Source organism: Curtobacterium sp. NPDC090217, assembly GCF_044746705.1.
Classification (GTDB): Bacteria; Actinomycetota; Actinomycetes; order Actinomycetales; family Microbacteriaceae; genus Curtobacterium.
Map to the genome: position 1 here is coordinate 686,798 of NZ_JBIVCR010000001.1, position 25,517 is coordinate 712,314.

25 protein-coding genes are annotated in these 25,517 nt (G+C 70.8%); 10 read left to right on the forward strand and 15 right to left on the reverse strand.

The window, feature by feature from the left end; all coding sequences use genetic code 11:
• Positions 1-66: 66 nt before the first annotated feature.
• The gene (locus tag ACIPJ2_RS03505) at positions 67-681 is read right to left on the reverse strand and encodes a TetR/AcrR family transcriptional regulator (protein WP_402727575.1); all 615 of its coding nucleotides are present in this window, start codon (positions 679-681) and stop codon (positions 67-69) included.
• Positions 682-709: 28 nt separating this feature from the next.
• Positions 710-2,227 carry a PucR family transcriptional regulator gene (locus ACIPJ2_RS03510; protein ID WP_402727576.1) on the reverse strand — a complete coding sequence of 506 codons (1,518 nt, stop codon included), beginning with the start codon at positions 2,225-2,227 and terminating at the stop codon, positions 710-712.
• A gap of 89 nt (positions 2,228-2,316) precedes the next feature.
• On the opposite strand from ACIPJ2_RS03510, the gene gabT reads away from it, so the two are divergent.
• From gabT to ACIPJ2_RS03525, 3 genes are read left to right on the forward strand one after another with little or no spacing between them, the layout of a single operon-like run.
• Positions 2,317-3,672 carry a 4-aminobutyrate--2-oxoglutarate transaminase gene (gene gabT / locus ACIPJ2_RS03515; RefSeq protein ID WP_402727577.1) on the forward strand — a complete coding sequence of 452 codons (1,356 nt, stop codon included), beginning with the start codon at positions 2,317-2,319 and terminating at the stop codon, positions 3,670-3,672.
• Positions 3,669-5,162: an NAD-dependent succinate-semialdehyde dehydrogenase gene (locus tag ACIPJ2_RS03520; protein ID WP_402727578.1), complete on the forward strand. Its 1,494-nt coding sequence runs from the start codon at positions 3,669-3,671 to the stop codon at positions 5,160-5,162. Before gabT ends, ACIPJ2_RS03520 begins: the two co-directional genes overlap by 4 nt.
• Positions 5,159-6,529: a flavin monoamine oxidase family protein gene (locus ACIPJ2_RS03525; RefSeq protein ID WP_402727579.1), complete on the forward strand. Its 1,371-nt coding sequence runs from the start codon at positions 5,159-5,161 to the stop codon at positions 6,527-6,529. The genes ACIPJ2_RS03520 and ACIPJ2_RS03525 overlap by 4 nt, the downstream gene beginning before the upstream one ends.
• Positions 6,530-6,592: 63 nt before the next feature.
• On the opposite strand, the gene ACIPJ2_RS03530 is transcribed toward ACIPJ2_RS03525, so the two are convergent.
• Positions 6,593-7,123 (reverse strand): GNAT family N-acetyltransferase, encoded by a 531-nt coding sequence (locus tag ACIPJ2_RS03530; RefSeq protein ID WP_402727580.1) that lies wholly within the window; start codon positions 7,121-7,123, stop codon positions 6,593-6,595.
• A gap of 22 nt (positions 7,124-7,145) precedes the next feature.
• Positions 7,146-7,715: a TetR/AcrR family transcriptional regulator gene (locus tag ACIPJ2_RS03535; RefSeq protein WP_402727581.1), complete on the reverse strand. Its 570-nt coding sequence runs from the start codon at positions 7,713-7,715 to the stop codon at positions 7,146-7,148.
• A gap of 76 nt (positions 7,716-7,791) precedes the next feature.
• Between ACIPJ2_RS03535 and ACIPJ2_RS03540 the strand changes: the two genes are divergently transcribed.
• Both ACIPJ2_RS03540 and ACIPJ2_RS03545 read left to right on the forward strand, forming a co-directional pair.
• Entirely contained in the window at positions 7,792-8,526 is a 735-nt protein-coding gene (locus tag ACIPJ2_RS03540) for an SDR family NAD(P)-dependent oxidoreductase (RefSeq protein WP_402727582.1), read from the forward strand.
• A gap of 48 nt (positions 8,527-8,574) precedes the next feature.
• Positions 8,575-8,733, forward strand: coding sequence for a hypothetical protein (locus tag ACIPJ2_RS03545; protein ID WP_402727583.1), 159 nt, complete (start codon positions 8,575-8,577; stop codon positions 8,731-8,733).
• 72 nt (positions 8,734-8,805) lie between these two features.
• On the opposite strand, the gene ACIPJ2_RS03550 is transcribed toward ACIPJ2_RS03545, so the two are convergent.
• Both ACIPJ2_RS03550 and ACIPJ2_RS03555 read right to left on the reverse strand, forming a co-directional pair.
• Complete coding sequence (locus ACIPJ2_RS03550; RefSeq protein ID WP_402727584.1) at positions 8,806-10,170, reverse strand: NAD-dependent succinate-semialdehyde dehydrogenase; 1,365 nt, start codon at positions 10,168-10,170, stop codon at positions 8,806-8,808.
• A gap of 9 nt (positions 10,171-10,179) precedes the next feature.
• Positions 10,180-11,595: an APC family permease gene (locus ACIPJ2_RS03555; RefSeq protein ID WP_402727585.1), complete on the reverse strand. Its 1,416-nt coding sequence runs from the start codon at positions 11,593-11,595 to the stop codon at positions 10,180-10,182.
• Between the two features lie 229 nt (positions 11,596-11,824).
• On the opposite strand from ACIPJ2_RS03555, the gene ACIPJ2_RS03560 reads away from it, so the two are divergent.
• Positions 11,825-12,970, forward strand: coding sequence for an alpha/beta hydrolase (locus ACIPJ2_RS03560; RefSeq protein WP_402727586.1), 1,146 nt, complete (start codon positions 11,825-11,827; stop codon positions 12,968-12,970).
• Positions 12,971-12,980: 10 nt separating this feature from the next.
• Here ACIPJ2_RS03560 and ACIPJ2_RS03565 read toward each other — a convergent pair whose 3' ends face one another.
• Complete coding sequence (locus ACIPJ2_RS03565; protein WP_402727587.1) at positions 12,981-13,994, reverse strand: agmatine/peptidylarginine deiminase; 1,014 nt, start codon at positions 13,992-13,994, stop codon at positions 12,981-12,983.
• Entirely contained in the window at positions 13,991-15,040 is a 1,050-nt protein-coding gene (locus tag ACIPJ2_RS03570) for a nitrilase-related carbon-nitrogen hydrolase (protein ID WP_402727588.1), read from the reverse strand. The genes ACIPJ2_RS03565 and ACIPJ2_RS03570 overlap by 4 nt, the downstream gene beginning before the upstream one ends.
• A 228-nt stretch (positions 15,041-15,268) precedes the next feature.
• Between ACIPJ2_RS03570 and ACIPJ2_RS03575 the strand changes: the two genes are divergently transcribed.
• Positions 15,269-15,949, forward strand: coding sequence for a hypothetical protein (locus ACIPJ2_RS03575; RefSeq protein ID WP_402727589.1), 681 nt, complete (start codon positions 15,269-15,271; stop codon positions 15,947-15,949).
• A gap of 93 nt (positions 15,950-16,042) precedes the next feature.
• Here the strand turns inward: ACIPJ2_RS03575 and ACIPJ2_RS03580 are convergent, their stop codons facing one another.
• Positions 16,043-16,885 (reverse strand): hypothetical protein, encoded by an 843-nt coding sequence (locus tag ACIPJ2_RS03580; protein ID WP_402727590.1) that lies wholly within the window; start codon positions 16,883-16,885, stop codon positions 16,043-16,045.
• A 60-nt stretch (positions 16,886-16,945) separates the two neighbouring features.
• Positions 16,946-17,788 carry a helix-turn-helix transcriptional regulator gene (locus tag ACIPJ2_RS03585; protein ID WP_402727591.1) on the reverse strand — a complete coding sequence of 281 codons (843 nt, stop codon included), beginning with the start codon at positions 17,786-17,788 and terminating at the stop codon, positions 16,946-16,948.
• Between the two features lie 123 nt (positions 17,789-17,911).
• Here ACIPJ2_RS03585 and ACIPJ2_RS03590 point away from each other — a divergent pair, with 123 nt between their 5' ends.
• From ACIPJ2_RS03590 to ACIPJ2_RS03600, 3 genes are read left to right on the forward strand one after another with little or no spacing between them, the layout of a single operon-like run.
• A complete protein-coding gene (locus tag ACIPJ2_RS03590; RefSeq protein ID WP_402727592.1) occupies positions 17,912-18,892 on the forward strand; it encodes an SDR family oxidoreductase in 981 nt (326 codons plus the stop codon).
• Positions 18,889-19,359, forward strand: coding sequence for a VOC family protein (locus ACIPJ2_RS03595; protein WP_402727593.1), 471 nt, complete (start codon positions 18,889-18,891; stop codon positions 19,357-19,359). The genes ACIPJ2_RS03590 and ACIPJ2_RS03595 overlap by 4 nt, the downstream gene beginning before the upstream one ends.
• Positions 19,360-19,409: 50 nt before the next feature.
• Positions 19,410-20,228, forward strand: a complete 819-nt coding sequence (locus ACIPJ2_RS03600; protein WP_402727594.1) for an SDR family oxidoreductase — start codon at positions 19,410-19,412, stop codon at positions 20,226-20,228.
• Positions 20,229-20,254: 26 nt separating this feature from the next.
• Here the strand turns inward: ACIPJ2_RS03600 and ACIPJ2_RS03605 are convergent, their stop codons facing one another.
• Genes ACIPJ2_RS03605 through ACIPJ2_RS03625 form a run of 5 tightly spaced genes read right to left on the reverse strand, consistent with a single transcriptional unit; the run spans position 20,255 to position 25,512 of the window.
• Complete coding sequence (locus ACIPJ2_RS03605; RefSeq protein WP_281266342.1) at positions 20,255-20,908, reverse strand: DUF1345 domain-containing protein; 654 nt, start codon at positions 20,906-20,908, stop codon at positions 20,255-20,257.
• On the reverse strand, positions 20,905-22,239 hold the full coding sequence (locus tag ACIPJ2_RS03610; protein WP_402727595.1) for a flavin monoamine oxidase family protein: 1,335 nt from the start codon (positions 22,237-22,239) through the stop codon (positions 20,905-20,907). The genes ACIPJ2_RS03605 and ACIPJ2_RS03610 overlap by 4 nt, the downstream gene beginning before the upstream one ends.
• A complete protein-coding gene (locus tag ACIPJ2_RS03615; RefSeq protein WP_402727596.1) occupies positions 22,239-23,600 on the reverse strand; it encodes an NAD(P)/FAD-dependent oxidoreductase in 1,362 nt (453 codons plus the stop codon). The genes ACIPJ2_RS03610 and ACIPJ2_RS03615 overlap by 1 nt, the downstream gene beginning before the upstream one ends.
• A 2-nt stretch (positions 23,601-23,602) precedes the next feature.
• Positions 23,603-25,045, reverse strand: coding sequence for an aspartate aminotransferase family protein (locus ACIPJ2_RS03620; protein WP_402727597.1), 1,443 nt, complete (start codon positions 25,043-25,045; stop codon positions 23,603-23,605).
• A complete protein-coding gene (locus ACIPJ2_RS03625) occupies positions 25,042-25,512 on the reverse strand; it encodes an Lrp/AsnC family transcriptional regulator (RefSeq protein ID WP_111106184.1) in 471 nt (156 codons plus the stop codon). The genes ACIPJ2_RS03620 and ACIPJ2_RS03625 overlap by 4 nt, the downstream gene beginning before the upstream one ends.
• Positions 25,513-25,517: the final 5 nt, after the last annotated feature.

Sequence of the window (25,517 nt, forward strand, 5' to 3'; positions counted from 1 at the left end):
CCAAGGACGGAATGGAGGCTCGGATCCGGGCCGGCACCGAGCCTCCAGTCCTGATCGTGGGTGCCTTCAGGACGTGAGCTGCTCCAGTGACAGGCCCACGGCTCCGGCGATGGTGGCGACCACCAGGTCCTCGCGCTCCGCGCGGGACCGGTAGTCGACGAGTGCGTAGCCGTTCGTGGCGTCGACGAGTGCGAAGAGGAGGAGCGCGACGCGCTCCGCGTCGTCGGTGTGCATCGATCCGTCCGCGACGCCGTCGGCGACGACCGACCGGGCGAGGGCCTGCCAGTCGTCCATCACGGAGCGGGTTGCCTCGGCGAGGGAGGGGTTGGTCCGGCCGATGCTCCATGCGTCCGCCCACAGTGCCGCGACGTCGTCGCGCACGGGGTCGTTGATCGACGCGAGCAGGACGGTGAGCCGTGCGACGGGGTCTGGCCGCTCGTCGACGATCGCGACGACCTCGGTGACCTCGGCCGATGCGATCGCACGGAACGTGTCGGCGACGAGGGACTCCATCGACGGGCGGTAGTGCGCGACGAGCGAGGGTGCGACACCGATCGACGCGGCGACCGACCGCAGCGTGACCCCGGCGAGGCCGTCCGTGCGTGCGACGGTGACGGCTGCGTGGTCGATCTGGGACAGACGGTCCGCGGCGCTCATCCGGCGGCGGGGCTGGGCGGTCACACCGTCAGCCTAGGCAGTGGACCGTGCTTCACGCGGCTGGCAGGGCGACGAACGCGGCCCAGACGTCGGCGCGGGTCGCGAAGAGCCCGAGGTCCCGATCGAGGAGCCGTGCGGCGTGCTCGATCCGGGCGCGGGCGGTGTGCCGGTGGACACCGAGGACCTGCGCGGCGCGGTCGTACTCGCAGTTCTGCTCGAGCCAGGTGCGGAGCGTCCGGGTGAGGTCGGTGCCGGCCGTGGCGTCGTGCTCCGTCACCGGGGCGAGGAACGCCCTCGCGATGTCCGCGGCGTCCGTGTGCGCGAGGTGGGCGAGGACGCCGTCGCGGGCCAGGTCGCCGAACTCGACGGTGCCGGGGCGGCCCTCGCGGCTGCGGTCGAGTGCCTGGACGGCTTCGGCGCGGGCGCGCCCGAAGTACCCGTACCCGGCACCGTCGGACAGCCCGGCGTGCAGACCGTACTGCGTGGTGAGGCGTTCGACGGGGCGAGGGTCCTCGGCGCTCACGCAGAGGAACAGCGCGTCGTCGACGGCGAAGAACAGCTGTCCGGGGGACTCCTGCACCCAGAGCTCGAGGAGGTCCACCACGGAGTCCGTCTGGTGGTCGGGCACGTCGATCGCGGCGACGCGGATCGGCTCGGTCGGCAGTGGTCCCCAGAGCTCACGCGACGTGGTCTCGACGACCTCGGGGTCGCCGAACGACAGCATCGTCAGGAGTCCGGTGCGGAGCAGCCCGCGGGCACGAGCCAGCTCGCGGTTCTGCTGGAGCGCGAGTCCGGCGAGGGCGATGACGGCGGTGACGACCTCGCGGCCGGCCTGGTCGAGCGACCCGGTCGCGATGGCCAGCACGCCGTCGAGATGCCCTCCCGACCCGAGCGTCTGCAGGGTGAAACCCCCTGTGGCGGTACTCATCGGCAGGCTCGCACGCTGCCCGCCGCGGAGGAGTCGAGCCCCCTCGGCCTCGAGCTGTTCGCGCTCGTCGGACGGGATGCCGTCCGCCGGGAATTCGCGGTCGATCCGCCCGGACACGTCGAGCAGCCCCACCCAGCAGTCGAGCTGCCGGGAGAGTTCGGCGAGGGTGGCGCCGAGTCCGTCCGGGCGCAGGGCGGCGAGGGAGATGGCGCGCTGTGCCGCGAGGGCCCATGCGCTCCTGGCGTTCGCGTCGCGGGCGATCGTCTCCGCGTTGGCCTGCACCACGGCGATGAACGAGGTCTCGTAGGGGACCTCGAAGAGCGGCAGCCCGTGGGCGCGGCACGCCTCGACGAGGGCGTCCGGCGTGCCGGCCCTGACGACCTCCGTCCCGAAGCCGAGCGCGACGACCCCGCGGTCGGTCAGTCGTCGGACGTACGCGTCCGCCGCCTCGGTCGAGACCTCGGCGTCGGAGTCGAACTGGGTGCCGGTGGTCAGCAGCGCCTGCCCGGTGCCGAGGAACGGGGTCGGGTCGGGGAGGTCGGAGCTGTGCAGCCACGTGATCGCGACGTCGGGGTCGGCGTCGGTCAGCATGCGGAGCCGCAGGTCGCGACGGGCGAGCAGGGATCGCAGGGTGGCCGGCATGTCATCAGTATCCACCGTGGCGATCTCGCCATGCGCTCCTGTACGTGGTGGACAGTGATTCGGCCGCGATGGGCTCCTACCATCGCCGCATGACCTCCACCGCTGTCCCCGCGACCACCACCGGCGGACCCGGGCTCCCGCAGGAGCGCCGCCTGGTCACCGCGATCCCCGGCCCGCGCTCCCAGGAGCTCCTCGCACGCAAGGCCGCCGCTGTGCCGTCCGGGGTCGGTGTCGCGGTGCCGGTCGCGGTCGTCGCGGCCGGTGGCGGCGTGGTGGTCGACGCCGACGGCAACTCCCTGGTCGACCTCGGGTCCGGGATCGCCGTGACGAGTGTCGGCAACGCGCACCCCGGCGTCGCCGCAGCGGTCGCGGCGCAGGCGGTCGCCTTCACGCACACGTGCTTCACCATCGCGGCCTACGACGGGTACGTGGAGGTCGCCGAGGCGCTGAACCGCCTGACCCCCGGTGACCACGAGAAGCGGACGGCACTGTTCAACTCCGGCGCCGAGGCCGTCGAGAACGCCGTGAAGATCGCGCGCAAGCACACCGGCAAGCAGGCGATCGTGGTGTTCGACCACGCGTACCACGGGCGTACGAACCTCACGATGGCGCTCACCGCGAAGAACCAGCCGTACAAGAGCGGCTTCGGTCCCTTCGCACCAGAGGTCTACCGCGTGCCGATGTCCTACCCGTTCCACGACGGGCTCTCGGGCACCGAGGCCGCAGCACGCGCGATCAGCCAGATCGAGAAGCAGGTCGGCGTCGAGAACACCGCGGCCGTGCTCATCGAGCCGATCCAGGGCGAGGGCGGGTTCGTCGTCCCCGCCTCGGGCTTCCTGCCGGCGATCGCCGAGTGGGCCCGCACGAACGACGTCGTGTTCATCGCCGACGAGGTGCAGACCGGCTTCGCCCGCACCGGCGCGATGTTCGCCAGCGAGCACGAGGGCGTCGTCCCCGACATCGTGACCACGGCGAAGGGCATCGCCGGCGGGCTCCCGCTGTCCGCCGTGACCGGCCGGGCGGAGATCATGGACTCGCCGCACGCCGGCGGCATCGGCGGCACCTACGGCGGCAACCCGATCGCCTGTGCGGCAGCGCTCGCCGCCATCGATGCCTTCGAGCACGACGGACTGGTCGAACGCGCCCAGCAGATCGAGACGGTGCTCTTCGACGCACTCCGCACGGCGCAGGAGCAGGACCCCCGCATCGGCGACGTCCGCGGGCGGGGCGCGATGATCGCGATGGAGCTCGTCGATCCGGAAACGGGTGCCCCGGACCCCGGCTTGACCGGGCGTATCGTCCGGTACGCCTACGAACACGGCGTGATCGCGCTGACCGCAGGCACGTACGGCAACGTCGTGCGCTTCCTCCCGCCGCTCGCCATCGACGACGCACTGCTCGTCGAAGGTGTCGGCATCGTCCTCGAAGGGCTGGCAACGGCATGACCCACGACCTCCTCTCCCGCATCCCCACCGGCCTGTTCATCGACGGCACGTGGCAGGACGCATCAGACGGCAGCACCTTCGCGGTGCACGACCCGGCGACGGGGGACGTCCTGGTCGAGGTGTCGAGCGCCACCGCCGCCGACGGTCTCCGCGCGCTCGACGCCGCCGACCGGGCCCGTGCCGACTGGGCAGCGACACCGCCCCGACAGCGTGCAGAACTCCTCCGTGCCGCGTTCGACCTGCTCCAGGAGCGCCGCGACGACTTCGCGCTGCTGATGACCCTGGAGATGGGCAAGCCCCTCGCCGAGGCGAACGGCGAGGTCACCTACGGCGGCGAGTTCCTCCGCTGGTTCGCCGAGGAAGCGGTCCGCATCGGCGGCTCGTACGGCACGAACCCCGAGGGCTCCGGCCGGACGATCGTGTCCCACAAGCCCGTCGGTCCCGCGTACCTGATAACCCCGTGGAACTTCCCCCTCGCGATGGCGACCAGGAAGATCGCCCCGGCGCTCGCCGCTGGGTGCACCGTCGTCGTGAAGCCGGCGGAGCTCACGCCGCTGACGACGCTGCTGTTCGTGGACCTGCTCCGCGAGGTCGGCGTGCCGGACAGCGTCGTGAACGTCGTCCCGACCAGCGACGCGAAGGCGGTGTCCGCCCCGATCCTCGAGGACCGCCGCCTCCGGAAGCTGTCCTTCACGGGATCGACCCCCGTCGGCCGGAGCCTGCTCGCGCAGGCGTCCGAGAACGTCCTCCGCACCTCGATGGAGCTCGGCGGCAACGCCCCGTTCCTGGTGTTCGCGGACGCCGACCTCGACGAGGCCGTGGCCGGCGCGCTCGCCGCGAAGTTCCGGAACACCGGGCAGGCGTGCACCGCGGCGAACCGGTTCCTGGTGCACGAGGACGTCGCAGCGGAGTTCGCCGACCGGCTCACCGCCCGCGTCGAGGCGATGCGGGTCGGCCCCGGCACCGAGGACGGCGTCGCGATCGGGCCGCTCATCGACGACCGTGCCGTCGCGAAGGCCGACCGGCTCGTCTCCGACGCGGTCGAGCGCGGTGCGGTCGTCCGCACCGGCGGTCACGCGATCGACGGCCCGGGGACGTTCTACGCGCCCACCGTCCTCACCGACGTGCAGCCGGGCAGCGCCATCCTGACCGACGAGATCTTCGGTCCGGTGCTGGCGATCGCGACGTTCGCCACCGACGACGAGGCGATCACCCGTGCGAACGACACCGAGTACGGTCTCGTGGCGTACGCCTTCACCGAGGACCCGGCACGGGGACAGCGTCTGATGGAGCGGCTCGAGACCGGGATGCTCGGCCTCAACACCGGCGTCGTGTCGAACGCCTCGGCACCGTTCGGGGGCGTGAAGCAGTCCGGCATGGGCCGCGAGGGCGGGGCGGAGGGCATCTCCGAGTACCTCGAGACGATGTACACGCTGACGCCCGACCCGTTCCGGCAGCGCAGCACGACCACGACAGGAGACGCACGATGATCGAGCGCGACGTCGTCATCATCGGCGCCGGCGTGACCGGCCTGACCGCGGCGACCCGGCTCCGCGCCGAGGGCAGGTCCGTCGCCGTCCTCGAGGCCCGTGACCGGGTCGGTGGTCGCACGTGGACCAACGACATCGAGGGCGTCACCCTCGAGATCGGCGGACAGTGGGTGTCGCCGGACCAGACCGCCCTGCTCGAGACCCTCGACGAGCTCGGCCTCGAGACGTACGACCGCTACCGGGAGGGGCAGAGCGTCTACATCGACGCGGACGGCACCCGCACCGAGTACACCGGCGACATCTTCCCGCTGCCGGCGGCCACGGCGAACGAGATCGAACGCCTGGTGTCCGTCGTCGACGAGTACGTCGCGCACGTCGATCCGGCCCGACCGTGGGAGTCGCCCGACGCGAAGCGCCTCGATGAGACGTCCTTCCGTGACTGGCTGCACGGCCTCAGCGACGACCGCGTCGCGACCGACAACGTCGAGCTGTTCATCGCCGGTGCGATGCTCACCAAGCCCGCACACGCCTTCTCCGCGCTGCAGGCGCTCCTGATGGCCGCGTCCGCCGGGAGCTTCACGAACCTGGTCGACGCCGACTTCATCCTCGACAAGCGCGTCGTCGGCGGGATGCAGCAGGTCTCCCTCCGGCTCGCCGAGCAGCTCGGCGACGACGTGCACCTGGACGCCCCGGTCCGCACGCTGCGGTGGACCGACGACGGCGTCGTCGCGATCGCCGACGGTGGCATCGAGGTGCACGCGCGCCAGGCACTCGTCGCCGTCCCGCCGCCCCTCTACACCCGGATCTCGTACGACCCGCCGTTGCCCCGACGGCAGCACCAGCTCCACCAGCACCTGTCGATGGGCTTCGTCATCAAGGTGCACGCCGTCTACGACCGGCCGTTCTGGCGGGAGGCCGGGCTCTCCGGCACGGCGTTCAGCCCGTACGAGCTCGTGCACGAGGCGTACGACAACACCTCGTACGGCAAGGAGCAGGGGACGCTCGTGGGCTTCGTGTCCGACGAGCACGCCGATGCGGTGTTCGCGCTCGAGCCTGCGGAGCGCAAGGCACGGGTCCTGGAGTCCCTGGTCCACTACTACGGACCGCAGGCAGCCGACCCGGTCGTCTACTACGAGAGCGACTGGGGCACCGAGGAGTGGACGCGTGGTGCGTACGCGGCGAGCTTCGACCTCGGTGGTCTCGCACGCTACGGCGCCGACCAGCGCGCAGCGGTCGGACCCATCCGCTTCGCCTCCAGCGACCTGGCCGGTGCCGGCTACCAGCACGTCGACGGTGCGGTCAGGATCGGCCGCGAGGTCGCTGCGGAGATCGCAGCGGCCCTGCCCCAGCCGGCCACGGTCCGGTAGTCACCACGGTGCGGACGGGAGGCTCGGTGCCGGCTGGCACCGAGCCTCCCGTCCGTCAGCGGGTCAGGCCCGCCGCATCTCCACCGTCGGACCGAGCGCGCCGGTGAACTCGATGCCGACTTCCCGAAAGCCGGCCTTCTCGTACCCGCGCCGCGCGCGGGCGTTGCCGGTGTGCACGGACAGCCGCAGCGGTCCGTCCGCCCAGCCGGCGATCGCGTCGAAGAGGGCGGCGAGCACCGCCCCGCCCCGCGCTTCGGGTGCCACGAAGACGCCGACGACCGAGCAGCCGTCGCGGGGGACCAGGCGGCCCTCGTAGTCCGGGTCGCCGACACGCTCGAGGAGCCCGGTCGCAGACCCGATCCACGTTCCGGACTCGTCCTCGGCGATGAACTGCCGCACCGTGGCTGCGTCGCCGGCGTCGTCCGACCCACCGGCTGCCCGATCCTGCCAGAACGTGTCGGGCAGCGATGCCGTGTGCTCGGCGGAGTCGACGAACGCCATCGCGGCGACGGGGTCGTGCACGGCGCGCAGGCGGAGTTCGCGGACGCGTTCCCACTCATCGGCATGGATCGGACGGACGGTGAACCGCTGCATCACCGCAGTCTTGCAGAGCGGCTCAGAGCACGCTGGCGGCGGCCGATCGTGCCGCTGCTGCCCACGGCCGGGCCGGGTCGGCCTGCGCGCTCGCCATCGCGCCGTCGTAGAGCACGCACAACTGCAGCGCCGTGCCGTTCGGGTCGTCGGCGCCGGCTTCGGTCAGGAGCGACTCGAACAGCTCGCGGACCCAGTCCCGGTGCTCGAGCGTGACCTGGTGCGTGGGGTGTCCCGCGCCGTACTCGGCCTCGACGTTGATGAACGGGCAGCCTCGGTAGCCGGGCTCCTCGAACCACTCGCCGAGCAGGTCGAACACCGCGAGCACGCGGTCGCGGGGCGTGTCGCCACGGCCCGGGAGGGTGGCCGCGACGTGCGCCTGCCACGCGTTGCTCCGACCACGGAGGTAGCCCACGACGAGGTCGTCCTTCGTCCGGAAGTGCGTGTACAGGCTCGCCTTGGAGATGTCGGCCTCTGCCGCGACCTGGTCGACGCCGACCGCGTGGATGCCCTGCTCGTAGAACAGACGATCGGCGGTGGCAACGGCACGTTCGTACGCGGGGCGGCGGCGGGTTCGCGGAGCGGTCTCGGGCATGGTTTGACTTTACCGTACAGATCGGTACAGTTACCAGCACCAAACCGAACCGATCTGTTCAGACAGGACATCGACCATGACCAAGACCGCCCTCATCACCGGCGCCACCAGCGGCATCGGCCGCGCGACCGCCGAACTCCTCGCTGCCCGTGGACTGCACGTCGTCGTCTCCGGCCGCAATGCCGAACGCGGCGACGAGGTCGTCCGGACCATCCGCGCGGCAGGGGGGTCTGCCGACTTCGTGGCCGCCGACCTCCGCGACGAGGCGAGCGCGAAGGAGCTCGCCGCTCGTGCCCTCGAACTCGGTGGCGGTGCCGTGGACGTCCTGGTGAACAGTGCGGGGATCTTCCCGTTCGGCCCCACCGCGTCGACGACCACCGAGGGCTTCGACGACGTCTTCGACGTGAACGTCAAGGCGCCGTACTTCCTGGTCGCAGCGCTCGCGCCGGGGATGGCGGAGCGGGGATCCGGTGCGATCGTCAACGTCACGACGATGGTCGCCGAGTTCGGCGCTGCCGGGATGGGGCTCTACGGCTCGAGCAAGGCGGCGCTCGTCCTGCTGACGAAGTCGTGGGCGGCCGAGTTCGGCCCCGCCGGGGTCCGCGTCAACGCGGTGAGCCCCGGCCCGACCCGCACCGAGGGGACCGCCGCGATGGGGGAGAGCCTCGATGCACTCGCTGCCGCCGGACCCGCCGGCCGTCCGGGAACCGCGGACGAGGTCGCCGAGGCCATCGTGTTCCTCGCCACCGACGGGGCGTCGTTCGTGCACGGCGCGGTGCTGCCGGTCGACGGCGGTCGGATCGCGGTCTGAACGCACTCCTGTGCGGCTGCGGTCCGGGCCGCGCGTACGGTCCGGTCCATGAGTGACACGACCCCCCACGGATCCGGCCAGCCCTCCGACGAAGCCCGGCAGTACACCGAGGACCTCCCCGACGGCTCGCGCACCGGCGACGCCACGGAGGACCCGGAGCAGGACAGCGACGTCGACTCGGGTGGTGAGCCGGCTGACCCGCAGTAGGACGGACGGGAGGCATGGTGCCAGGCGGCACCGTGCCTCCCGTCCGGTGTGGAGCCGGATCCGCGGACGACGTCAGCCGATGCGGATCAGCTTCTTGTTCACGAACTCGTCGGCCCCCAGGGGGCCGAGTTCGCGGCCGAAGCCGCTGGCCTTGACGCCGCCGAACGGCAGCTCCGGGCTGTCCGCGCCGACGATGTTCACGTAGACCATCCCCGCCTCGATGCGGTCCGCGACCCGGAGGGCCTGGTCGGCGTCGGTCGTGAACAGGTACGAGCCGAGACCGTACGGGGTGTCGTTCGCGAGCCGGATCGCGTCGTCCTCGTCGATGACCCGATAGACGGCCGCGACGGGGCCGAAGAACTCCTCGCGGTAGGCGTCGTTGTCCGGCGTGATGCCGGTGAGCACGGTCGGGGTGAACGCGTTGCCGGTGCGCTCGCCGCCGGTGACGACGGTCGCACCCTGCTCCTTCGCCGCGTCGAGCTGTTGCTCGAGCCGGTCGGCGGCCGCCGGGGACGACAGCGGCCCGAGTTCCGCGCCGGGGGTCGTCGGGTCGGTCGGTGCCACGGCCGACATCGCGTCCGTGAACTTCGCCAGGAAGTCGTCGTACAGGTGGTCGGCGACCAGGAACCGCTTCGCGGCGTTGCAGACCTGCCCGTTGCCCTCGAGCCGGGTGGCGACGGCGGACTCGACCACGGCGTCGAGATCGTCGGTGGACAGCAGGATGAAGGGGTCCGAACCGCCCAGCTCGAGGACGACCTTCGTCAGGTTCCGACCGGCGATCTCGGCGACGGCGGCTCCGGCACGGGCCGAGCCGGTGAGGGAGACACCCTGCACGCGGGGGTCGGCGATGACGTCCGCTGCCTGGTCGTTCGTCGCGAAGACGTTCGTGTACGCGCCCTCGGGGAACCCGGCGTCGTGGAAGATCCGCTCGACCGCAAGGGCCGACTCGGGGCACTGCGGGGCGTGCTTCAGCAGGACGGTGTTGCCGATGAGCAGGTTCGGACCGGCGAACCGGGCGATCTGGTACGCCGGGAAGTTCCACGGCATGATGCCGAGGAGCACCCCGACCGAGTCCTTGCGGATGAAGGCGCTGCCGTCGGAACCCGGAGCCAGGGTGATCGGCTCGTCCGCCAGGAAGCCTTCCGCGTTGTCGGCGTAGTAGTCGTAGATGTCGGCGCAGAAGTCGACCTCGCCGATCGCCTGGTCGATGGGCTTCGCCATCTCGCGGACGATCGTGGCGGCCAGCTCGTCGCGGCGCTCGCGGTAGAGGTCGGCGACCCGGTGCATGACCGCGGCGCGCTCGGCGACGGTGCTGGTGCGCTCGCGGTGGGCGCGGTCCGCGGTGTCGATCGCGGCGCGGAGCTCCTCGTCGGTGATCGTCGGGTAGGTGGCGAGCACCTCGCCGCTCGTCGGGTCGGTGACGGCGTAGTCGGTCATCGTTTCCTCTCAGGCTCGTTCGTCGGTCAGCTGCTTGTTGACGCCGGTCACCGGCTGGTTCTCGTCGAAGCCCTTCGGCTGGACGCGGAACCCCTTCGTGATGACCAAGAGGTACACGAAGCCGATGGCGGCCCAGACGCAGCCGGCGATGAGCGCGTCGGCGTGCAGCTGTGACCAGAGAACACCGGTGAGGAGCATCGCGACCCCGGGGAGCACGATGTACGCGAAGCGGTCGCGGGCGGTGTGGCGGCGACCCTGGCGGACGGCGAAGTGCACGATGACGGTCGCGTTGACGAACGTGAACGCGATGAGGGCGCCGAAGTTGATGTACGACGAGATCGTGTCGAGCGAGAACGTCATCGCCAGCAGGGTCACCGCGCCCACGATGACCACGTTCGGGATGGGCGTCCGCGTGCGGGGGCTGACGTAGCCGAACACGCGCTTCGGGAGGACGTTGTTCCGACCCATCACGAGCAGCATGCGGGCGACGCTGGCGTGCGACGCCAGTCCGGACGCGAGCGCCGCGACGAATCCCGCCGCGACGAGGACCGCCTGGAACACGGGGCCGCCGACGATCAGCCCGATCTGGGGGAGCGGGTCGTCCGTGAACTCGCCGAACGGGGCGTTCGTCGGGAAGCGCAGCTGCGCGAAGTACGCCGACACCAGGAAGATCAGGCCGCCGATGAGCACCGTCATCAGGATGGCCTTCGGCATGATCCTGATCGACTTCGCCTCTTCGGTGTACATCGTGACCGCGTCGAACCCGATGAACGAGAAGCAGACGACGGTGGCGCCGGTGAGGAGCGCCGACATCGTCACGCCGTCGTGCACGAACGGCTCGGTGCTCGCGATGGTGCCGGCCCCTGCACCGTGCACGAGCTCGATCACCGTGAAGACCACGAACGCGATCATCGCCAGGATCGCGCCGATGAGCAGGACCATGTTCAGGTTCGACGTGCCGCGCATCGACAGGCAGATGACCGTGGTGACGAACACCGTGTAGACGACGACCGTCACCCATGCGGGCAGCGCCGGGAAGACCTGCTCGAGGTACAGCCGGATGATCAGCGCGTTCACCATCGGGAGCAGCAGGTAGTCGAGCAGGGACGCCCAGCCGACCATGAAGCCGGCGTTGGGGTGGATCGACTCGCGCACGTACGTGTAGGCGGATCCGGCTGCCGGGTAGACGCGGACCATCTTCCCGTAGCTCACGGCGGTCAGGAGCATGATCACGAGGGCGATCAGGTAGGCGCTGGGAACGGCACCCTCGGTCTCTCCGGAGACGATCCCGAAGGTGTCGAAGACGACGGTCGGGGTCATGTAGCCGAGGCCGAGGCCGACGATCGCCCAGAGCCCGAGGCTCCGCTTCAGGGAACCGCCGCGCGCCGGTGTTGCCGGGGCGGTGACCGCGATGGGTGATGCCATGGGCGTTCCTCCTGAGCGTTCGGTTCGGTGCACAGTACCGACGCCATGGGGTCCGCCGGACCCGCCGTGACGTACACCGGCACCCCGCTGGCTGTACTCCGGGGCGATTGCAGACCAGCACCCGCGTGGATGCCGGGAACCAGCCGCCGGGGAGCGTCGAGAACCCTCAGGAGTGGCGATCTCCCGGTCGGCGGACTTCCCGGCGGTGCTCCCTACGATCGGCCTTCCCATGCAACGGACATCTCGCTCTCAGACCGTCACCGTGGTGGTCGTCGTCCTGGCGGTGTTGACCGCGGTGAACCTCGGCGTGTCTGCGACGTGGTGGACCAGGGCTGCCGCGGGTTCCCCGACGACATCCAGTGCCGCTGCTCCGCCGACCTCGGCCACGACCGCGATCCCGAGTACGATCCCGAGTGCGATCCCGAGTGCGATCCCGAGTGCGATCTCGACCGCGATCGCGACCGCCGAGCCTCCCGCCGACGGGATCCCGGCCGCCGAGGCGCCGGGGAAGACGGCCGTCCCGGCCACCGAGGACCTCGCGACGACCTGGACGCCCCCGGCCGGCATGCCGACGACCGGGCGGCTCCTCCGCGTCGCGATCCCGGCCACCCGGTCGCACTTCACGGCGCGCGACGCGCTGCTCTGGCTGCCGCCGGCCGCGCTCACGGCCGATCCGCCGCACCTGCCCGTCGTGGTCCTGATGTCCGGCCAGTCGAGGGGCGCAGGACCCGAGGACCTGCAGACCGGCGGGCACATCGAGGCGACGATGGACGCGCTCGCCACCCTGCACCGAGGCCTCGCGCCCATCGTGGTGGTGCCGGACCAGCTCGGCCCGGAGTCGGCCAACCCGATGTGCGTGGACGGTCCCCTCGGCAACAGTGCCACCTACCTCGAGGACGACGTGCCCGCGTGGATCACCTCGCACCTCACGGTCCAGTCGGGGGCCGCTGCGTGGACCGTCGGCGGGTTCTCGCAGGGTGGCACGTGCGCCATCCAGATCGGTGCGGGAGATCCGGAACGATTCGGGAACATCATCGACGTGTCGGGCGAGGACGGACCGAGTCTCGGATCCGTCCAGAAGACCATCGCGGAGGGGTTCTCCGGCAACGCGGCGGCCTACCGACGAGCGCAGCCCGCGGCGATCCTCGCGGCGCACGGGCCGTACCGGGACACGGACGCGTTCTTCGCCGCCGGCGGTGACGACCACGCCTACGGGCAGGTGACGCCCGTCCAGGCGCAGCGGGCGCGGGCCGCCGGGATGCACGTCACCACGTGGATCCTCCCCGGCGGCAGGCACAGCTGGAGCACCGCGGGGCCGGCGATCGCCGCCGGGCTCGCGTGGCTGGCGCCACGACTCGGCGTCGCACCGAGCTGAGCCCGGCGACTCAGGCGGGCTGTTGCTGCGTGATGCAGTGCAGGCCGCCGCCGCGGGCGAAGACCTCGCGTGCGTCGACCGTGCGGATCTCACGGCCCGGGTAGACGTCGGCGAGGATGCCCCGGGCGCGGGCGTCTGCTGCTTCCTCGCCGAACCCGCACGCGATCACGGCGCCGTTCACCACGACGTGGTTGACGTAGTTCCAGTCCACCGGGCCGCCGTCGTCCGTCAGGGTCGCCGGCGCCGGGATCTCGACGATCGTGGCGTCGGTTGCCTGTTCGATCGCGCGGCGGATCTGCGGCATCACGAGGTGGTCGGGGTGGTCGGGGTCGGGTTGCGCGTGGAGCAGGACGACGTCGGTCGCTGCTCCGGCGAACGTGGCGACCATGTCGACGTGTCCACGGGTCCCGAGCCCGTCGTAGTCCCGGGTCAGTCCCCGAGGGAGCCAGATCACGTCCGTCGCACCGATCGTCCGGGCGAGTTCCTCCTCGACGCGGGTGTGGTCCGCGTACGGGTTCCGCCGCGGGTCGAGCTGCACCGTCTCGGTCACGAGCACCCGGCCACGGCCGTCGACGTGGATCGCGCCGCCCTCGTTGACCAGCAGCGACGGGATCCGTCGGACACCGGCTGACCGTGCGACGGTCGCGGCGATCTCGGCGTCGCGGGTCCACGTCGACCACGAGTTCGCACCCCAGCCGTTGAACACCCAGTCGACGGCGCCCCGTTCGCCGGTCTCGTCGTCGACGACGAAGGTCGGGCCGATGTCGCGCATCCAGAAGTCGTCGAGCGGCGCCTCGAGCACGTCCACCGAGCGGGACAGCAGGCGGTCGGCGTCGGGTCGTGCGACCGGGTCGACCACCACGGTGACGGGCTGATACTCGCTGATGGTGTTCGCGGTCGTCGCCCACGCGGTGCGCGCGGCCTCGGCGCTCGCCGGATCGTCACCGAGGGTGTTGCCCGGTCGCGGGAACGCCATCCACGTCCGCTCCTGCGGAGCCGTCTCCGCCGGCATCCGCCAGGTCACGAGCGTGCTGCCGTCGGTCGTGCGGCCGTCTGCCGCGGTGACGGTCGGTCCGGGATGGAGGCTCGGATCGCCTCCGTCGCGCCGTGGTCGTCCCGAACGGGGTCGACCGGGGCCACCAGGGAGTCGTACAGGTCGGGTCGCCTGGTCAGCGCGAAGGGGAACAGGCGGAGCCACTCGGTGCGGGCATCGAGGTCGAGGTCCGCCACGAGCACGACACTCGCGTCACGAGGCGCCTCGACGAGCACGCGACCGAACGGGTCGGAGATGAAGGACGATCCGTAGAAGGTGATGTCGCCCTCGTCGCCCCACCGGTTCGGGACGACCATGAACTGCCCGGCGGTGATGCCGTTCGCCACGATGACGTGCCGCCAGATCGGCGCCGTGTCGAACGCGGGGAACGTCGGCTCCGAGCCGATGGCGGTCGGGTACACGAGGACCTCGGAGCCCGCGAGGTCGTAGGAGCGGGCGACCTCGGGGAACCACTCGTCCCAGCACGTCGGGAGTCCGACGCGGGCCCCGAGTCTGGGCGGCTCGTAGACGGGGAAGGCGTCGTCGTCGCGACCCGGGCGGAAGTAGGTGTCCTCGTAGTACCCGGCGCTGATCGGGATGTGCGTCTTCCTGGTGCGTCCGACGAGCGAACCGTCCGGTGCCACGAGGACCGCCGTGTTGTACCCGCGCGGGTCGGCCGGGTCGTCGTCCTCGGCCGGCCGCTCGTACAGCGACGCGTGCACGAGGATCCCGTGCTCGCGGGCCTGTTCCCGCGCGAAGGTGATCGTCGGGCCGTCGTCGATCGATTCGGCGAGGTCCTTCGGGACGCCGCTCGCCGGGGTGTCGCCGGGGTACCGCAGCAGCGTCAGCTCGGGCAGGAACACGGCCTGCGCACCGTTCGCGGCCGCGGCGGCGATGCCCTCGGCGAGCTGGGCTCGGTGCGCTGCCGGGTCCTCGAGCCACCGCATCTGCACGAGGGCGACACGGGTGGTCCGACGGGAGTCTGTGCTCGCGTCGCGCAGCGGCGACTCGAGGTTCTCTGCGGTGACGACGTCCATGGCGCCATTGTTGACCACATGATCAACGAGCGCAATGGTCACGGAACGGTCACGAGGACAATCTGGTCCAAACCGTTTCCGGTGGGGTGCCGAATCCCATGCACAGACCGGGAAACACCCGGAGCGCTCACCAGCCGCAGATAGCTGGTTCTCCACTCCTTGTCGGAGTGTGTTCGGCGCGCTTTCAGTACGCCGCGCCGAGCGCGACACAGCAAAGGAATGACCATCATGCGCAAGTCCTTCAAGACCACCATCACCCTCGCCACCACGGGTGCCCTCGTCCTCGGCGGTGCCGCGTTCGGTGTCTCCGCCGCGAACGCCTCGACCCCGGCGATCCACACCGTCGCCTCGTCGTCGTCGAAGATCCCCGCACCGGTCGCGTCGGTTCCCGAGGTCCTCGGTGGCGACACCTCCGTCGCGCTGGACTCCGGCTTCACCGACGCGCTGAGCTCGCTGGGCCTGACCCCGGGTGTGTCCGGCAACGCCAAGCTCGCCGACGGCGCCGTGTCGTTCCCGATCACCTCCGGCTCGGTCACCTACTGGAGCCCGGACGGGAACTACCGTCCGTACGTGCAGGGCCTGCTGAACCACGACGACTCCGGTCTGACCCTGAAGGCCGGGGACACGACGGTGACGCTGGAGAACTTCGTGGTGAACCCGGGCTCGTCCAAGCTCTACGGTGACGTCCTGGTCAACGGGCAGGTCGCCGCAGCGAACGCGTACCTGTTCAGCCTGCACGGTGGGACGCTGAAGCCGCTGCAGCTCGAGGGTGACAACGCGATCCTCACCGGCACCACCGTCCACGTCTCCGCGGACGCCGCGAAGCTGCTCAACAGCACCTTCAAGACCGACGCCGTCAAGAGCGGCCTCCTCGTCGGCACCGCCACCATCACCGCCAAGATCAAGTAACACCCAGCGCCAGAAGCGCACCGCACCACACGACGGACACAGCACCTCGCACCCGCGGGGTGCTGTGTCCGTTCCGCGGTTCGGTGGCCGGACTCACCATGCGCGACGCGGATCCTCTCGAACGAGGCGTCGCAACGTGCTCTTCGAGGCGGCCAGGCTCGGGTACTCGTCGTCGATCGTCGCGAGCACCGACAGCATGCCGTTCATCCGGTGCCGGACGTCCACCTCGAGCAGGTTGTCGTGGTGAGCGACTCGGTTCCGAAGCCGTCGGAGCGTCTCCAACTGTTTGCCGATCGCGATCCGTCCGGCATCGTCACCGGAGGCGTTCGGGAAAGCGTGGCGGAGGGCGTCGCGCCAGAGGCGTTGCTGCCGTCCGGCGGACTCCGTGCGCGAGACGGGGCGGATCAGCTTCACCCAAGCGCCGAACATCAGTTGCGCCACGACATCGTCGTGCGTCGCTCCTTCGCCGCTCCGCTGGTGACGCGTCCCGCGTTCCGCGGCAGCGACAGACGCGCGGCTCCGTGCGTCGGCGAGCTGTCGTCGGAGGAGTGTGTAGACCGCCTCCGGCGTCGCACCCTCAGTGGTCCAGTCGGGCAGGGAGCCGTCGAGCAGGGCAAGCTCGCGGAGCCGGGTGTCGATGGCGTTGCGCACCGCGATCTCGACGAACGACAGTTGCGCGTGCAGTGCGCCGGCGAGTTGCGTCGCCCAGAGGTAGAGGTCGCCAGCTCGTGCGAGGTCTCCACCGGTGACTGATGCGTACGTGCGCAGGCGGGCCGTTCCCAAGAGGCCTGCCAGCGCCAGTTGACTCGCTGGTCCGGAAACCGTAGCGTGGACCTCACGAGCGTCGGGCATGGACCGGCGTGCATACCTCGAAACCCCCTCGCATCGCGAGGGGGTTTCTGTTTGCGGTGGTCTGTCCATCGTTCCGTCGACCATCCGGCAACGCTACGAGGCTGGTGTGCCGGAGGGAATCGCGGGTGCAATCGGCTCCGCGGTTCAGCGAGCGGCGGTGGTCGTGCCGATGACCGAGAGCAGCCGGAGTCGCTCCGCGGTCACGCTGCCCGGCTCGGCGGTGTGCACGAGGAGCACGTGCGACTGCTCGGGGTCGTGCAGCACCTGGCAGTGCAACGTCAGCTCCCCGACCTCGGGGTGGACGTACCGCTTGACCTCGCGCGGACGGACCCCGACCTCGTGCAGCGCCCAGACCTCGCGGAACTCGGCGCTCCTCGCGAGCAGGGTCTCCGCGAGGTGTGCCGCCCGCGAGCCGGGACCGCGCCGAGCGACGACCTCTCGGAGCCCGGACGCGTACATCCGGGACATGAAGGCGTGGTCCTCGACCGGGTAGAGCTCCCGGACCTCGGTCTGGGTGAACCACCGGAACCCGGAGCTCCGTGCGTCACCGGCGTACCGCGAGTGGTCGCCGACGAGAGCCACGCCGAGTGGTGTCTGCCGCAGGGTCTCGCCGACCTCGTTCGACACCTCGGCCGCGGTGTCCACCAGGCTGTCGAGGATGCGCATCATCCCCGGCGACACGTGAGCCCCACCTGCGCTCCGTGTCGGCGGTTCGTGTCCGGCCAGGCGGAAGAGGTGGTCGCGCTCGTCGATCGTCAGCCGGAGGCCCTGCGCGATCGCGGCGAGCATCTGCTCCGAGGGCTGTGGGCCGCGTTCGCGTTCGAGTCGCGCGTAGTAGTCCGTCGACATGTTCGCGAGCAGGGCCGCCTCCTCGCGACGGAGTCCAGCGGTCCGCCGACGCTGCCCACGCGGTAGCCCGACGTCCTCCGGTTGCAGGGCATGCCGGCGACCTCGGAGGAAGTCCGCAAGTGCGCTTCGATCGATCACGTCGTCATCCTCTCGCGACGCGTCCGTCCGAGCCACGGATCGTCAGGCCGTGGATGTCGTGCACGGGGTCGGCGCATGCTCGACCGAGGCGCCACGAGGTGCCGCGAACGAGGAGACGACACGATGCCACGTACCCACGACGACGTCACGATCCCTGACCTCACCGGCCGGCGGGCCCTGGTGACCGGCGCCAGCGACGGCATCGGACTCGGCATCGCCACCCGGCTGGCCGCAGCCGGCGCCGAGGTCGTGATGCCGGTCCGCAACCGACGGAAGGGCGAGGCCGCCGCCGACCGCATCCGGCAGCAGTACCCGGACGCGATCCTGCGGCTCGAGGAGATGGACCTGTCGTCCTTGCGCTCCGTGGCGTCGCTCGCCGATCGCCTCCGTTCGCAGGGCGACCCCCTGCACCTGCTGATCGGCAACGCGGGTGTGATGACACCACCGGAGCGGCAGGAGACGGAGGACGGCTTCGAACTGCAGTTCGGCACGAACCACCTCGGACACTTCGCGCTCGTCGGTCAGCTCCTCCCGCTCCTGCGGGCCGGCAGCGCACGCGTGGTGATGCAGACGAGCATCGCGGCCCGACGTGCCCGGATCGACTGGCAGGACCTGCAGTCCGAGCGGCCGTACGACGGCAACCGCGCCTACGCGGCGTCGAAGCTCGCCGGTGCACTCGTCGGGTTCGAGCTCAGCAGACGGAGTCGAGCGGGCGGTTGGGGCATCACGAGTGCGGTGAGCCACCCGGGTGTCGCACCGACGAGTCTCCTGGCCGCCCGTCCGGAAGTCGGGCGAACGCAGGACACGACCGCGGTCCGGGTCATCCGGTGGCTCTCGTCGCGCGGGCTCCTCGTCGGGACCGTCGACTCCGCCGGGGAGCCCGCACTGCTCGCGGCGACCGGCTCCGACCTGGACGGGGCCTTCACCGGTCCGGGGTGGCCTGGTGGGCTTGGCGGACCCGCTGCCAGGCACGATTCGTGGAAACCGATGCGGGACGAAGCCGCAGCAGCACGGCTGTGGACCGTCTCCGAGGAGCTCAGCGGCGTCCGGTTCCCGGAGACGACCGGACGCGACCAGGAGCCCCGGCCGATGATGGGGGGATGAACGATCCCATCGTGGTGCCGCTCGGCTTCTCGCACGTGCGGCTCACCGTCACCGACATCCACCGGAGCAAGGCCTTCTACGAGCGGCTGTTCGGCATGCCGCCCGGGAGCGACTTCAGCGACCAGATCGACGACCCGACGATCCACGACGACCCGTGGCGGACCTACGGCGGGTGCTCGTTCACGTTCGGCGGCCAGACCCTCGGACTGCGTCCGGTGGCGGAGTCCGGTGACCGGTTCGATCCGGACCGCGTCGGCCTCGACCACGTGTCCTTCCGGGTCGGATCGGTCAGCGACCTGCACGATGCGGTGGCGCGGCTCGACGAGGCGGGCATCGAGCACGGTGCGGTGACGGACCTCCCGCCGTTCGGTCTGGTGATCCTGTCCGTCCAGGACCCCGACGACGTGAACCTAGAGTTCGCCGCGCCCCGTCCGGAAGGCGCATCCGCCACCCGCACCTCCAGCTGACTCCGAAGGTCCCGGCGTTGCGTGGCCGGCGTCAGACAACAGGAGGACACATGAGCACGACCTGGTTCATCACCGGCGCATCGAAGGGCTTCGGCCGCGAGTGGGCCGAAGCCGCCCTCGAGCGTGGGGACTCCGTCGCCGGCACGGCACGGAACCCCGACGACGTGCAGGCGCTCGTCGAGCAGTACCCGGACACGTTCCTCGGCATCCAGCTCGACGTCACCGACCGCTCGGCCGACTTCGCCGCGGTGCAGCGCGCAGCAGACCACTTCGGTTCCCTCGACGTCGTCGTGAACAACGCCGGCTACGGCCACTTCGGCATGGTCGAGGAGCTCACCGAGGACGAGGTCCGTGCCCAGCTCGAGACGAACCTGTTCGGTGCGCTCTGGGTCACCCAGGCGGCGCTGCCGATCATGCGCGAGCAGGGTTCTGGGCACATCATCCAGGTGTCGAGCATCGGTGGGATCAGCGCGTTCCCGACCGTCGGCGCGTACCACGCGTCGAAGTGGGCGCTGGAGGGGCTCTCGCAGTCCCTCGCGCAGGAGGTCGCCGGCTTCGGCATCCACGTCACCCTGATCGAACCCGGCGGGTTCTCGACCGACTGGTCCGGACCGTCGTCGAAGCAGAGCGAGCCGATCGACGCGTACGCCGACGTGCGCGAGGCAGCCTCGAAGCGCCCTTCCGCCGCGGACCCGGGCAAGCCCGAGGCGACCCGCTCGGCGATCCTCAAGGTGGTCGACGCCGACGAGCCGCCGCTGCGGGTCTTCTTCGGCAAGGCGCCGCTCGGCATCGCGGAGAAGGACTACGAGTCGCGTCTCGCGACGTGGCGGGAGTGGCAGCCCGTGTCCGAGGAGGCACACGGCGCCTGACGCGGGACGAGCGGGCAGCCCACCGCTCAGGCGATGATGTTGACCGCGCGCGAGATGACCAGGGCCATCAGGATGAACCCGCCGACGGACTGGTAGGCCATGATCATCTTCGCGCGGACGGTCATCGGCATCGTGTCGGTCGGGCTGAACGCCACCATGTTCGTGAGCGCCACGTAGAGGTAGTCGAGGTACACCGGACGCCAGGCGGCGGTGCGCGAGTCGGTCTCCTGCGGGAACTGGAAGTCCGCCTCGTCGGACTCCCAGAGGCCCGGACGCCGTCGTGCGACCGGCCCGCCGCGGTCGAGTTCCCAGTACACCAGCCCGAACGCGATGATGCTGCTCACCCACACCTGCAGCGCGGTGAGCAGCACGGCTCCGCCGTCGGCATGACCGAGGAGGAGCTCCATCACGGTGCGGACGACGGTGAGTTGGTTCGCGACCGTGAGCATGATCGCGAGCCCGAACGACAGCCACCTCGACCACGTCGTCTCGCGGGACAGCCGCCGCGGGTTGAACACGATCAAGGGCACGAGCAGCAGGACACCGAGGAGCGGCACGACCCACGACGGGAAGAACAGCACCCGGCTCGGCAGGAGCAGCGCGAGCGCGAGGTTGACGAGGATCGCGACGGCGACCGGGAAGCGGTGCTCGTGCTGGTGTCTGACCTTCGACGGGCTCACGCGCCGAGTGTAGAGGCCAGCTCCTCCGCCGGGACGTCCCGTCCGAGGATGCGCGACGCCGCCCGCAACCCGGACAGCAGCGCCCCGTGCACGGTCGCGGGGTCGTCGCCCCACGTCGCCTCGCCCGCGAGCTGCACCCGACCGACGGGTGTCCCGAGCAGGTCGTGGTCATCCGGGGACGAGCCGACGTGCAGGTACGAGTACGACCCCTTCGCGAACGGGTCGGCCGCCCACCGGGTGATGCGCACGGCCTCGGGCTCGGGCACCGCCGGGCCGAACAGGAACCGCAGGGCCGCCAGCCCCTCGGCGACGATCTCGGCGTCGGACAGCGTCTCGAGCCGACGCGCTCCGGAGCCGCCGACCAGTGCAGCCAGCACCGGCACCCCGGTCACGCGGGACATGTCGTACCAGGAGTGCCAGTCGACGCCGGCGTCCCCCTGCTGCCGGAGCACCCAGGAGTCCCAGAACGCCGAGGGGAACCGGAAGAACACCTTGTCGTAGACACCCATCCCGAGCCGTCCGAGCGCACCGGCGACGGGCTCGGACAACGGCGGCGAGAACGTGATGTCCCCGGCCTTGAGCACCCCGAGCGGCACGGTCACGACCACCTGGGACGCGGACACGGACGACCCGTCGGCGAGGTCGACCCTGACGGACGACGGCGTTGTGGTCACCGCACGGACCACGGACGACAACCGGACGTCGAGCCCGGCGGCCAGCCGAGCGGCGTACTGCGCGTACCCGCGAGGGAACACGACCTCGTCCCCGGCGACGTGCTCCTCGTCGAGCCCGTGGGCGTCGAGGTCGGTGACGGGCGCGCCGCAGAGGTCCTCGGAGCGGTGCGCCATGTACTCGGTCACGCGATCGGCCCGCGAGCCGGTCCACCCGAGGGAGTCCAGTACCGAGGAGACGGCCGATGCGTACGTGGTCCCGGGAGGTGCGGCGTCGACGACGGACGGCAGGAGTTCGTCGACCGAATGCAGGTCAGCGACCAGCGACGAACCGGACACCCGGACACCGGACGGGTCGTGCCACGCGATCGGCCGCCCGTCGAACTGGAAGCTCCCGACCGTGAACTCCACGGTCTCGATCCCGAACGCCGACGCCAACGACCAGAGCGGGTTGCCCTCGATGCCGTGGATCCACGACGCCCCGAGGTCGACCGGCACCCCGAGCGCGGCGTCCGTCCAGGTGCGCCCACCGACGCGGTCGCGGGCCTCGAGCACGACGACCCGCTGCCCACCGAGCGCGAGCGCCCGGGCGGCGGCGAGCCCCGACACCCCGGCCCCGACCACCACGACGTCGTACGCCGACGGAGGGACGACGGCCATCAGTGCCCCGTCACCTTCTCGCGCACCCGGGCGGCCATGCTCGGTCGTCCGGTCAGTCGTTCCTCGCGGTCGGCGATGTCCGTCGCCACGAGTCCGGCGTTCGCCCCGAGGAACCGGAGCGGCTCCGGCTCCCAGTCCGGCGAGTGGTGCCCGACCCATGGCAACTCCGTCAGCGACGACGACACACCGCGGACGAGGTCGGCCAGCGTCCGCCCCGCCAGGTTCGTCGTCGAGAGCCCGTCGCCGACGTACCCGCCGGCCGACCCAACGGAGCCGTCCCAGGTCACCGAGGCGCACCAGTCACGGGGTACCCCGATCGGGCCGCCCCACGTGTGCGTGACCCCGACGTCACCGACGTCGGGGAAGAGCTCGGCGAGCGTCGTGCGCAGGTGGCGGAACACCCGCGGCACGCGGTCGTACGAGTTCCGGATCGTGGAGCCCCAGTGGTAGCGGGCTCCGCGGCCGCCGAACGCGAACCGGTCGTCCGCGGTGCGCTGTCCGTAGACCAACAGGTGCCGGTAGTCCGAGAACGTCTGCCCGTGCTCCAACCCGATCCGCCCCCACGCCGCCTCGGACAGCGGCTCGGTCGCGATCATCAACGAGTACAGCGGCATGATCCGGCGCCTGGTCTGCGGCATCGTCGCCCCGTAGCCCTCGAGCGCGACGACGACCGCGCCGGCCGAGACGGTCCCGGAGGTGGTGACCACACGCCCTGGAGCCCATGACACGGCGGGCGTGCGCTCCGCGATCACGACGCCACGGGCCTCCAGTGCGGCCGCCAGGCCACGGACCAACGCGGCCGGCTGCAGGCGGGCGCAGTCCGGTGTGAACGCGACCCCGACGCTGCCTGCGGCGTCGCCGGGGAGTGCGGACCGGTAGACCATGTCGTCGCCGAAGGCGGCGGACGCGTCGACCTCTGCTCGAGCCGCGCGGTCCTGCACCGCCGACCGCGCGTAGAGCACGGTGCCGCCCTTGACGAAGTCGCAGTCGATCCCGGCCTCGTCCGCTGCGCGGCCGACCTCGTCGACCGTCTCGCGCATCGCCCGCCGCATGGCGAGCGCCGCGTCACGGCCGGCGTGCTCGGCGATCTCCGCCGCTTCGCGCGGGAAGAGCGCCGAGCACCACCCGCCGTTCCGTCCGGAGGCGCCGAATCCGGCGATCTCCTTCTCGACGACGACGATCTGGAGGCTCGGGTCGGCCTGGTGCAGGTACCACGCGGTCCAGAGACCGGTCAGTCCACCGCCGATGACGCAGACGTCCGCCGAGCGGTCGCCGTCGAGCGGCGGCCGGGGTGTCAGGTCGTCGCGGCCGGAGGCCACGAGCTGGTCCATCCAGAACGAGACCCGCCGGTAGCCGGACACGGTCAGATCTTCGACGCGGCCTCGGACAGGACGCTCCGCAGGATCGAGGTGATCTCGCGGAACTCCGGCTGCCCGATGGTCAGCGGTGGAGCGAGCTGCACGACGGGGTCGCCACGGTCGTCGGCGCGGCAGTACAGCCCCGCGTCGAACAGCGCCTTCGACAGGAACCCGCGGAGCAGGCGCTCGGACTCGTCGTCGTCGAACGTGGTCTTCGTGGCCTTGTCCTTGACGAGCTCGATGCCGTAGAAGTACCCGGCACCGCGGACGTCGCCGACGATCGGCAGGTCGAGCAGGGTGTCGAGTTCGGCGCGGAAGAGCGGGGCGTTCTGCTGGACGTTCTGCAGCAGCCCCTCTTCCTCGAAGATGTCGAGGTTCTCCATGGCGACGGCGGCGGAGACCGGGTGCCCGCCGAACGTGTACCCGTGGTAGAAGGTCGTGTCGCCCTCGGCGAACGGCTCGAAGATCTTGTCGCTGATGATCGTCGCGCCGATGGGGGAGTACCCGGAGGTCATCGCCTTCGCGCAGGTGATCATGTCCGGGACGAAGCCGTACGTGTCACAGGCGAACATCGTGCCGATGCGGCCGAACGCGCAGATGACCTCGTCCGAGACGAGCAGCACGTCGTACTCGTCGCAGATCTCACGGACCCGCTGGAAGTACCCGGGCGGCGGGGTGAAGCAGCCGCCGGAGTTCTGCACCGGTTCGAGGAAGACGGCCGCGACGGTGTCCGGCCCCTCGAACTCGATCATCTCGCGGATGCGCTCGGCCGCCCAGTACCCGAACTCCTCCTCGCTCTGTCCGGCGAAACCCATCTCGTCGGCGCGGTAGTAGTTCGTGTTCGGGACACGGAGCCCGCCGGGGGTCAACGGCTCGAACATCTGCTTCATCGCGGGGATGCCGGTGATCGCGAGGGCGCCCTGCGGGGTGCCGTGGTAGGCGACCGCGCGGGAGATCACCTTGTGCTTCATCGGCTTGCCGCGGAGCTTCCAGTAGTACTTCGCGAGCTTGAACGCCGTCTCGACCGCTTCGCCGCCGCCGGTGGAGAAGAACACCTTGTTGAGGTCGCCGGGGGCGTGGTCGGCCAGGCGGTCGGCGAGCTCGATCGCCGCGGGGTGCGCGTACGACCAGATCGGGAAGAAGGACAGCGTCTCGGCCTGCTTGGCGGCCATCTCGGCCAGGCGCTTCCGCCCGTGGCCGGCGGCGACGACGAACAGGCCGGAGAGCCCGTCGATGTAGCCCTTGCCGTGGCTGTCGTAGACGTGGTGACCCTCGCCGCGGACCATGATCGGGACCTCGGCACCCGCCTGGTTCGCGCCGTGCCTGGCGAAGTGCATCCAGAGGTGGTCGCGGGACTTGCGCTGCAGGTCCTCGTTGTCGACCGGTGCGAACGGGTCGTAGGAGCCGAGTCGCGTGGACTGTTCGGTCTTCTGGTCGGAGATGGTCATCGCGTTCCCCAGTCGTAGAGCTGTTTGCGGAGTTGCAGGTAGACGAAGGTCTCGGTGCCGGTCACGCCGGGGATGGCCCGGATCGTGCCGTTGAGCAGTTCGATGAGGTCGTCGTCGTCCTCGCAGACGACCTCCACCATGAGGTCGAAGCTGCCGGCGGTCATCACGAGGTAGTCGACCGCCGCCAGTTGCTCGAGTGCGTCGGCGACCTTGCGGGTGTCGCCGTTCACACGGATGCCGATCATCGCCTGCCGGTGGAAGCCGAGCTGCATCGGGTCGGTGACCGCGACGATCTGCATGACGCCGGTCTCGGTGAGCTTCTGCACGCGCTGCCGGACCGCCGCCTCGCTGAGACCGACCGCCTTGCCGATCTCGCCGTACGGACGGCGCCCGTCTGCCTGGAGTTGCTCGATGATCCGCTTGGAGATGTCGTCGATCGGTCCCGGACGTCGTGGTGCTGCCGCCATGCCGG

Excerpts from the sequence above, each read along its gene's own strand:
- ACIPJ2_RS03530 (WP_402727580.1), bottom strand. The coding sequence starts at position 7,123 with ATGCAGCGGTTCACCGTCCGTCCGATCCATGCCGATGAGTGGGAACGC.
- ACIPJ2_RS03520 (WP_402727578.1), top strand. The coding sequence starts at position 3,669 with ATGACCCACGACCTCCTCTCCCGCATCCCCACCGGCCTGTTCATCGAC.
- ACIPJ2_RS03545 (WP_402727583.1), top strand. The coding sequence starts at position 8,575 with ATGAGTGACACGACCCCCCACGGATCCGGCCAGCCCTCCGACGAAGCC.
- ACIPJ2_RS03610 (WP_402727595.1), bottom strand. The coding sequence starts at position 22,239 with ATGGCCGTCGTCCCTCCGTCGGCGTACGACGTCGTGGTGGTCGGGGCC.
- ACIPJ2_RS03590 (WP_402727592.1), top strand. The coding sequence starts at position 17,912 with ATGCCACGTACCCACGACGACGTCACGATCCCTGACCTCACCGGCCGG.
- ACIPJ2_RS03595 (WP_402727593.1), top strand. The coding sequence starts at position 18,889 with ATGAACGATCCCATCGTGGTGCCGCTCGGCTTCTCGCACGTGCGGCTC.
- ACIPJ2_RS03510 (WP_402727576.1), bottom strand. The coding sequence starts at position 2,227 with ATGCCGGCCACCCTGCGATCCCTGCTCGCCCGTCGCGACCTGCGGCTC.
- ACIPJ2_RS03575 (WP_402727589.1), top strand. The coding sequence starts at position 15,269 with ATGCGCAAGTCCTTCAAGACCACCATCACCCTCGCCACCACGGGTGCC.
- ACIPJ2_RS03570 (WP_402727588.1), bottom strand. The coding sequence starts at position 15,040 with ATGGACGTCGTCACCGCAGAGAACCTCGAGTCGCCGCTGCGCGACGCG.
- gabT (WP_402727577.1), top strand. The coding sequence starts at position 2,317 with ATGACCTCCACCGCTGTCCCCGCGACCACCACCGGCGGACCCGGGCTC.
- ACIPJ2_RS03580 (WP_402727590.1), bottom strand. The coding sequence starts at position 16,885 with ATGGTCGACGGAACGATGGACAGACCACCGCAAACAGAAACCCCCTCG.
- ACIPJ2_RS03625 (WP_111106184.1), bottom strand. The coding sequence starts at position 25,512 with ATGGCGGCAGCACCACGACGTCCGGGACCGATCGACGACATCTCCAAG.
- ACIPJ2_RS03620 (WP_402727597.1), bottom strand. The coding sequence starts at position 25,045 with ATGACCATCTCCGACCAGAAGACCGAACAGTCCACGCGACTCGGCTCC.
- ACIPJ2_RS03535 (WP_402727581.1), bottom strand. The coding sequence starts at position 7,715 with ATGCCCGAGACCGCTCCGCGAACCCGCCGCCGCCCCGCGTACGAACGT.
- ACIPJ2_RS03550 (WP_402727584.1), bottom strand. The coding sequence starts at position 10,170 with ATGACCGACTACGCCGTCACCGACCCGACGAGCGGCGAGGTGCTCGCC.
- ACIPJ2_RS03525 (WP_402727579.1), top strand. The coding sequence starts at position 5,159 with ATGATCGAGCGCGACGTCGTCATCATCGGCGCCGGCGTGACCGGCCTG.
- ACIPJ2_RS03540 (WP_402727582.1), top strand. The coding sequence starts at position 7,792 with ATGACCAAGACCGCCCTCATCACCGGCGCCACCAGCGGCATCGGCCGC.
- ACIPJ2_RS03600 (WP_402727594.1), top strand. The coding sequence starts at position 19,410 with ATGAGCACGACCTGGTTCATCACCGGCGCATCGAAGGGCTTCGGCCGC.
- ACIPJ2_RS03555 (WP_402727585.1), bottom strand. The coding sequence starts at position 11,595 with ATGGCATCACCCATCGCGGTCACCGCCCCGGCAACACCGGCGCGCGGC.
- ACIPJ2_RS03560 (WP_402727586.1), top strand. The coding sequence starts at position 11,825 with ATGCAACGGACATCTCGCTCTCAGACCGTCACCGTGGTGGTCGTCGTC.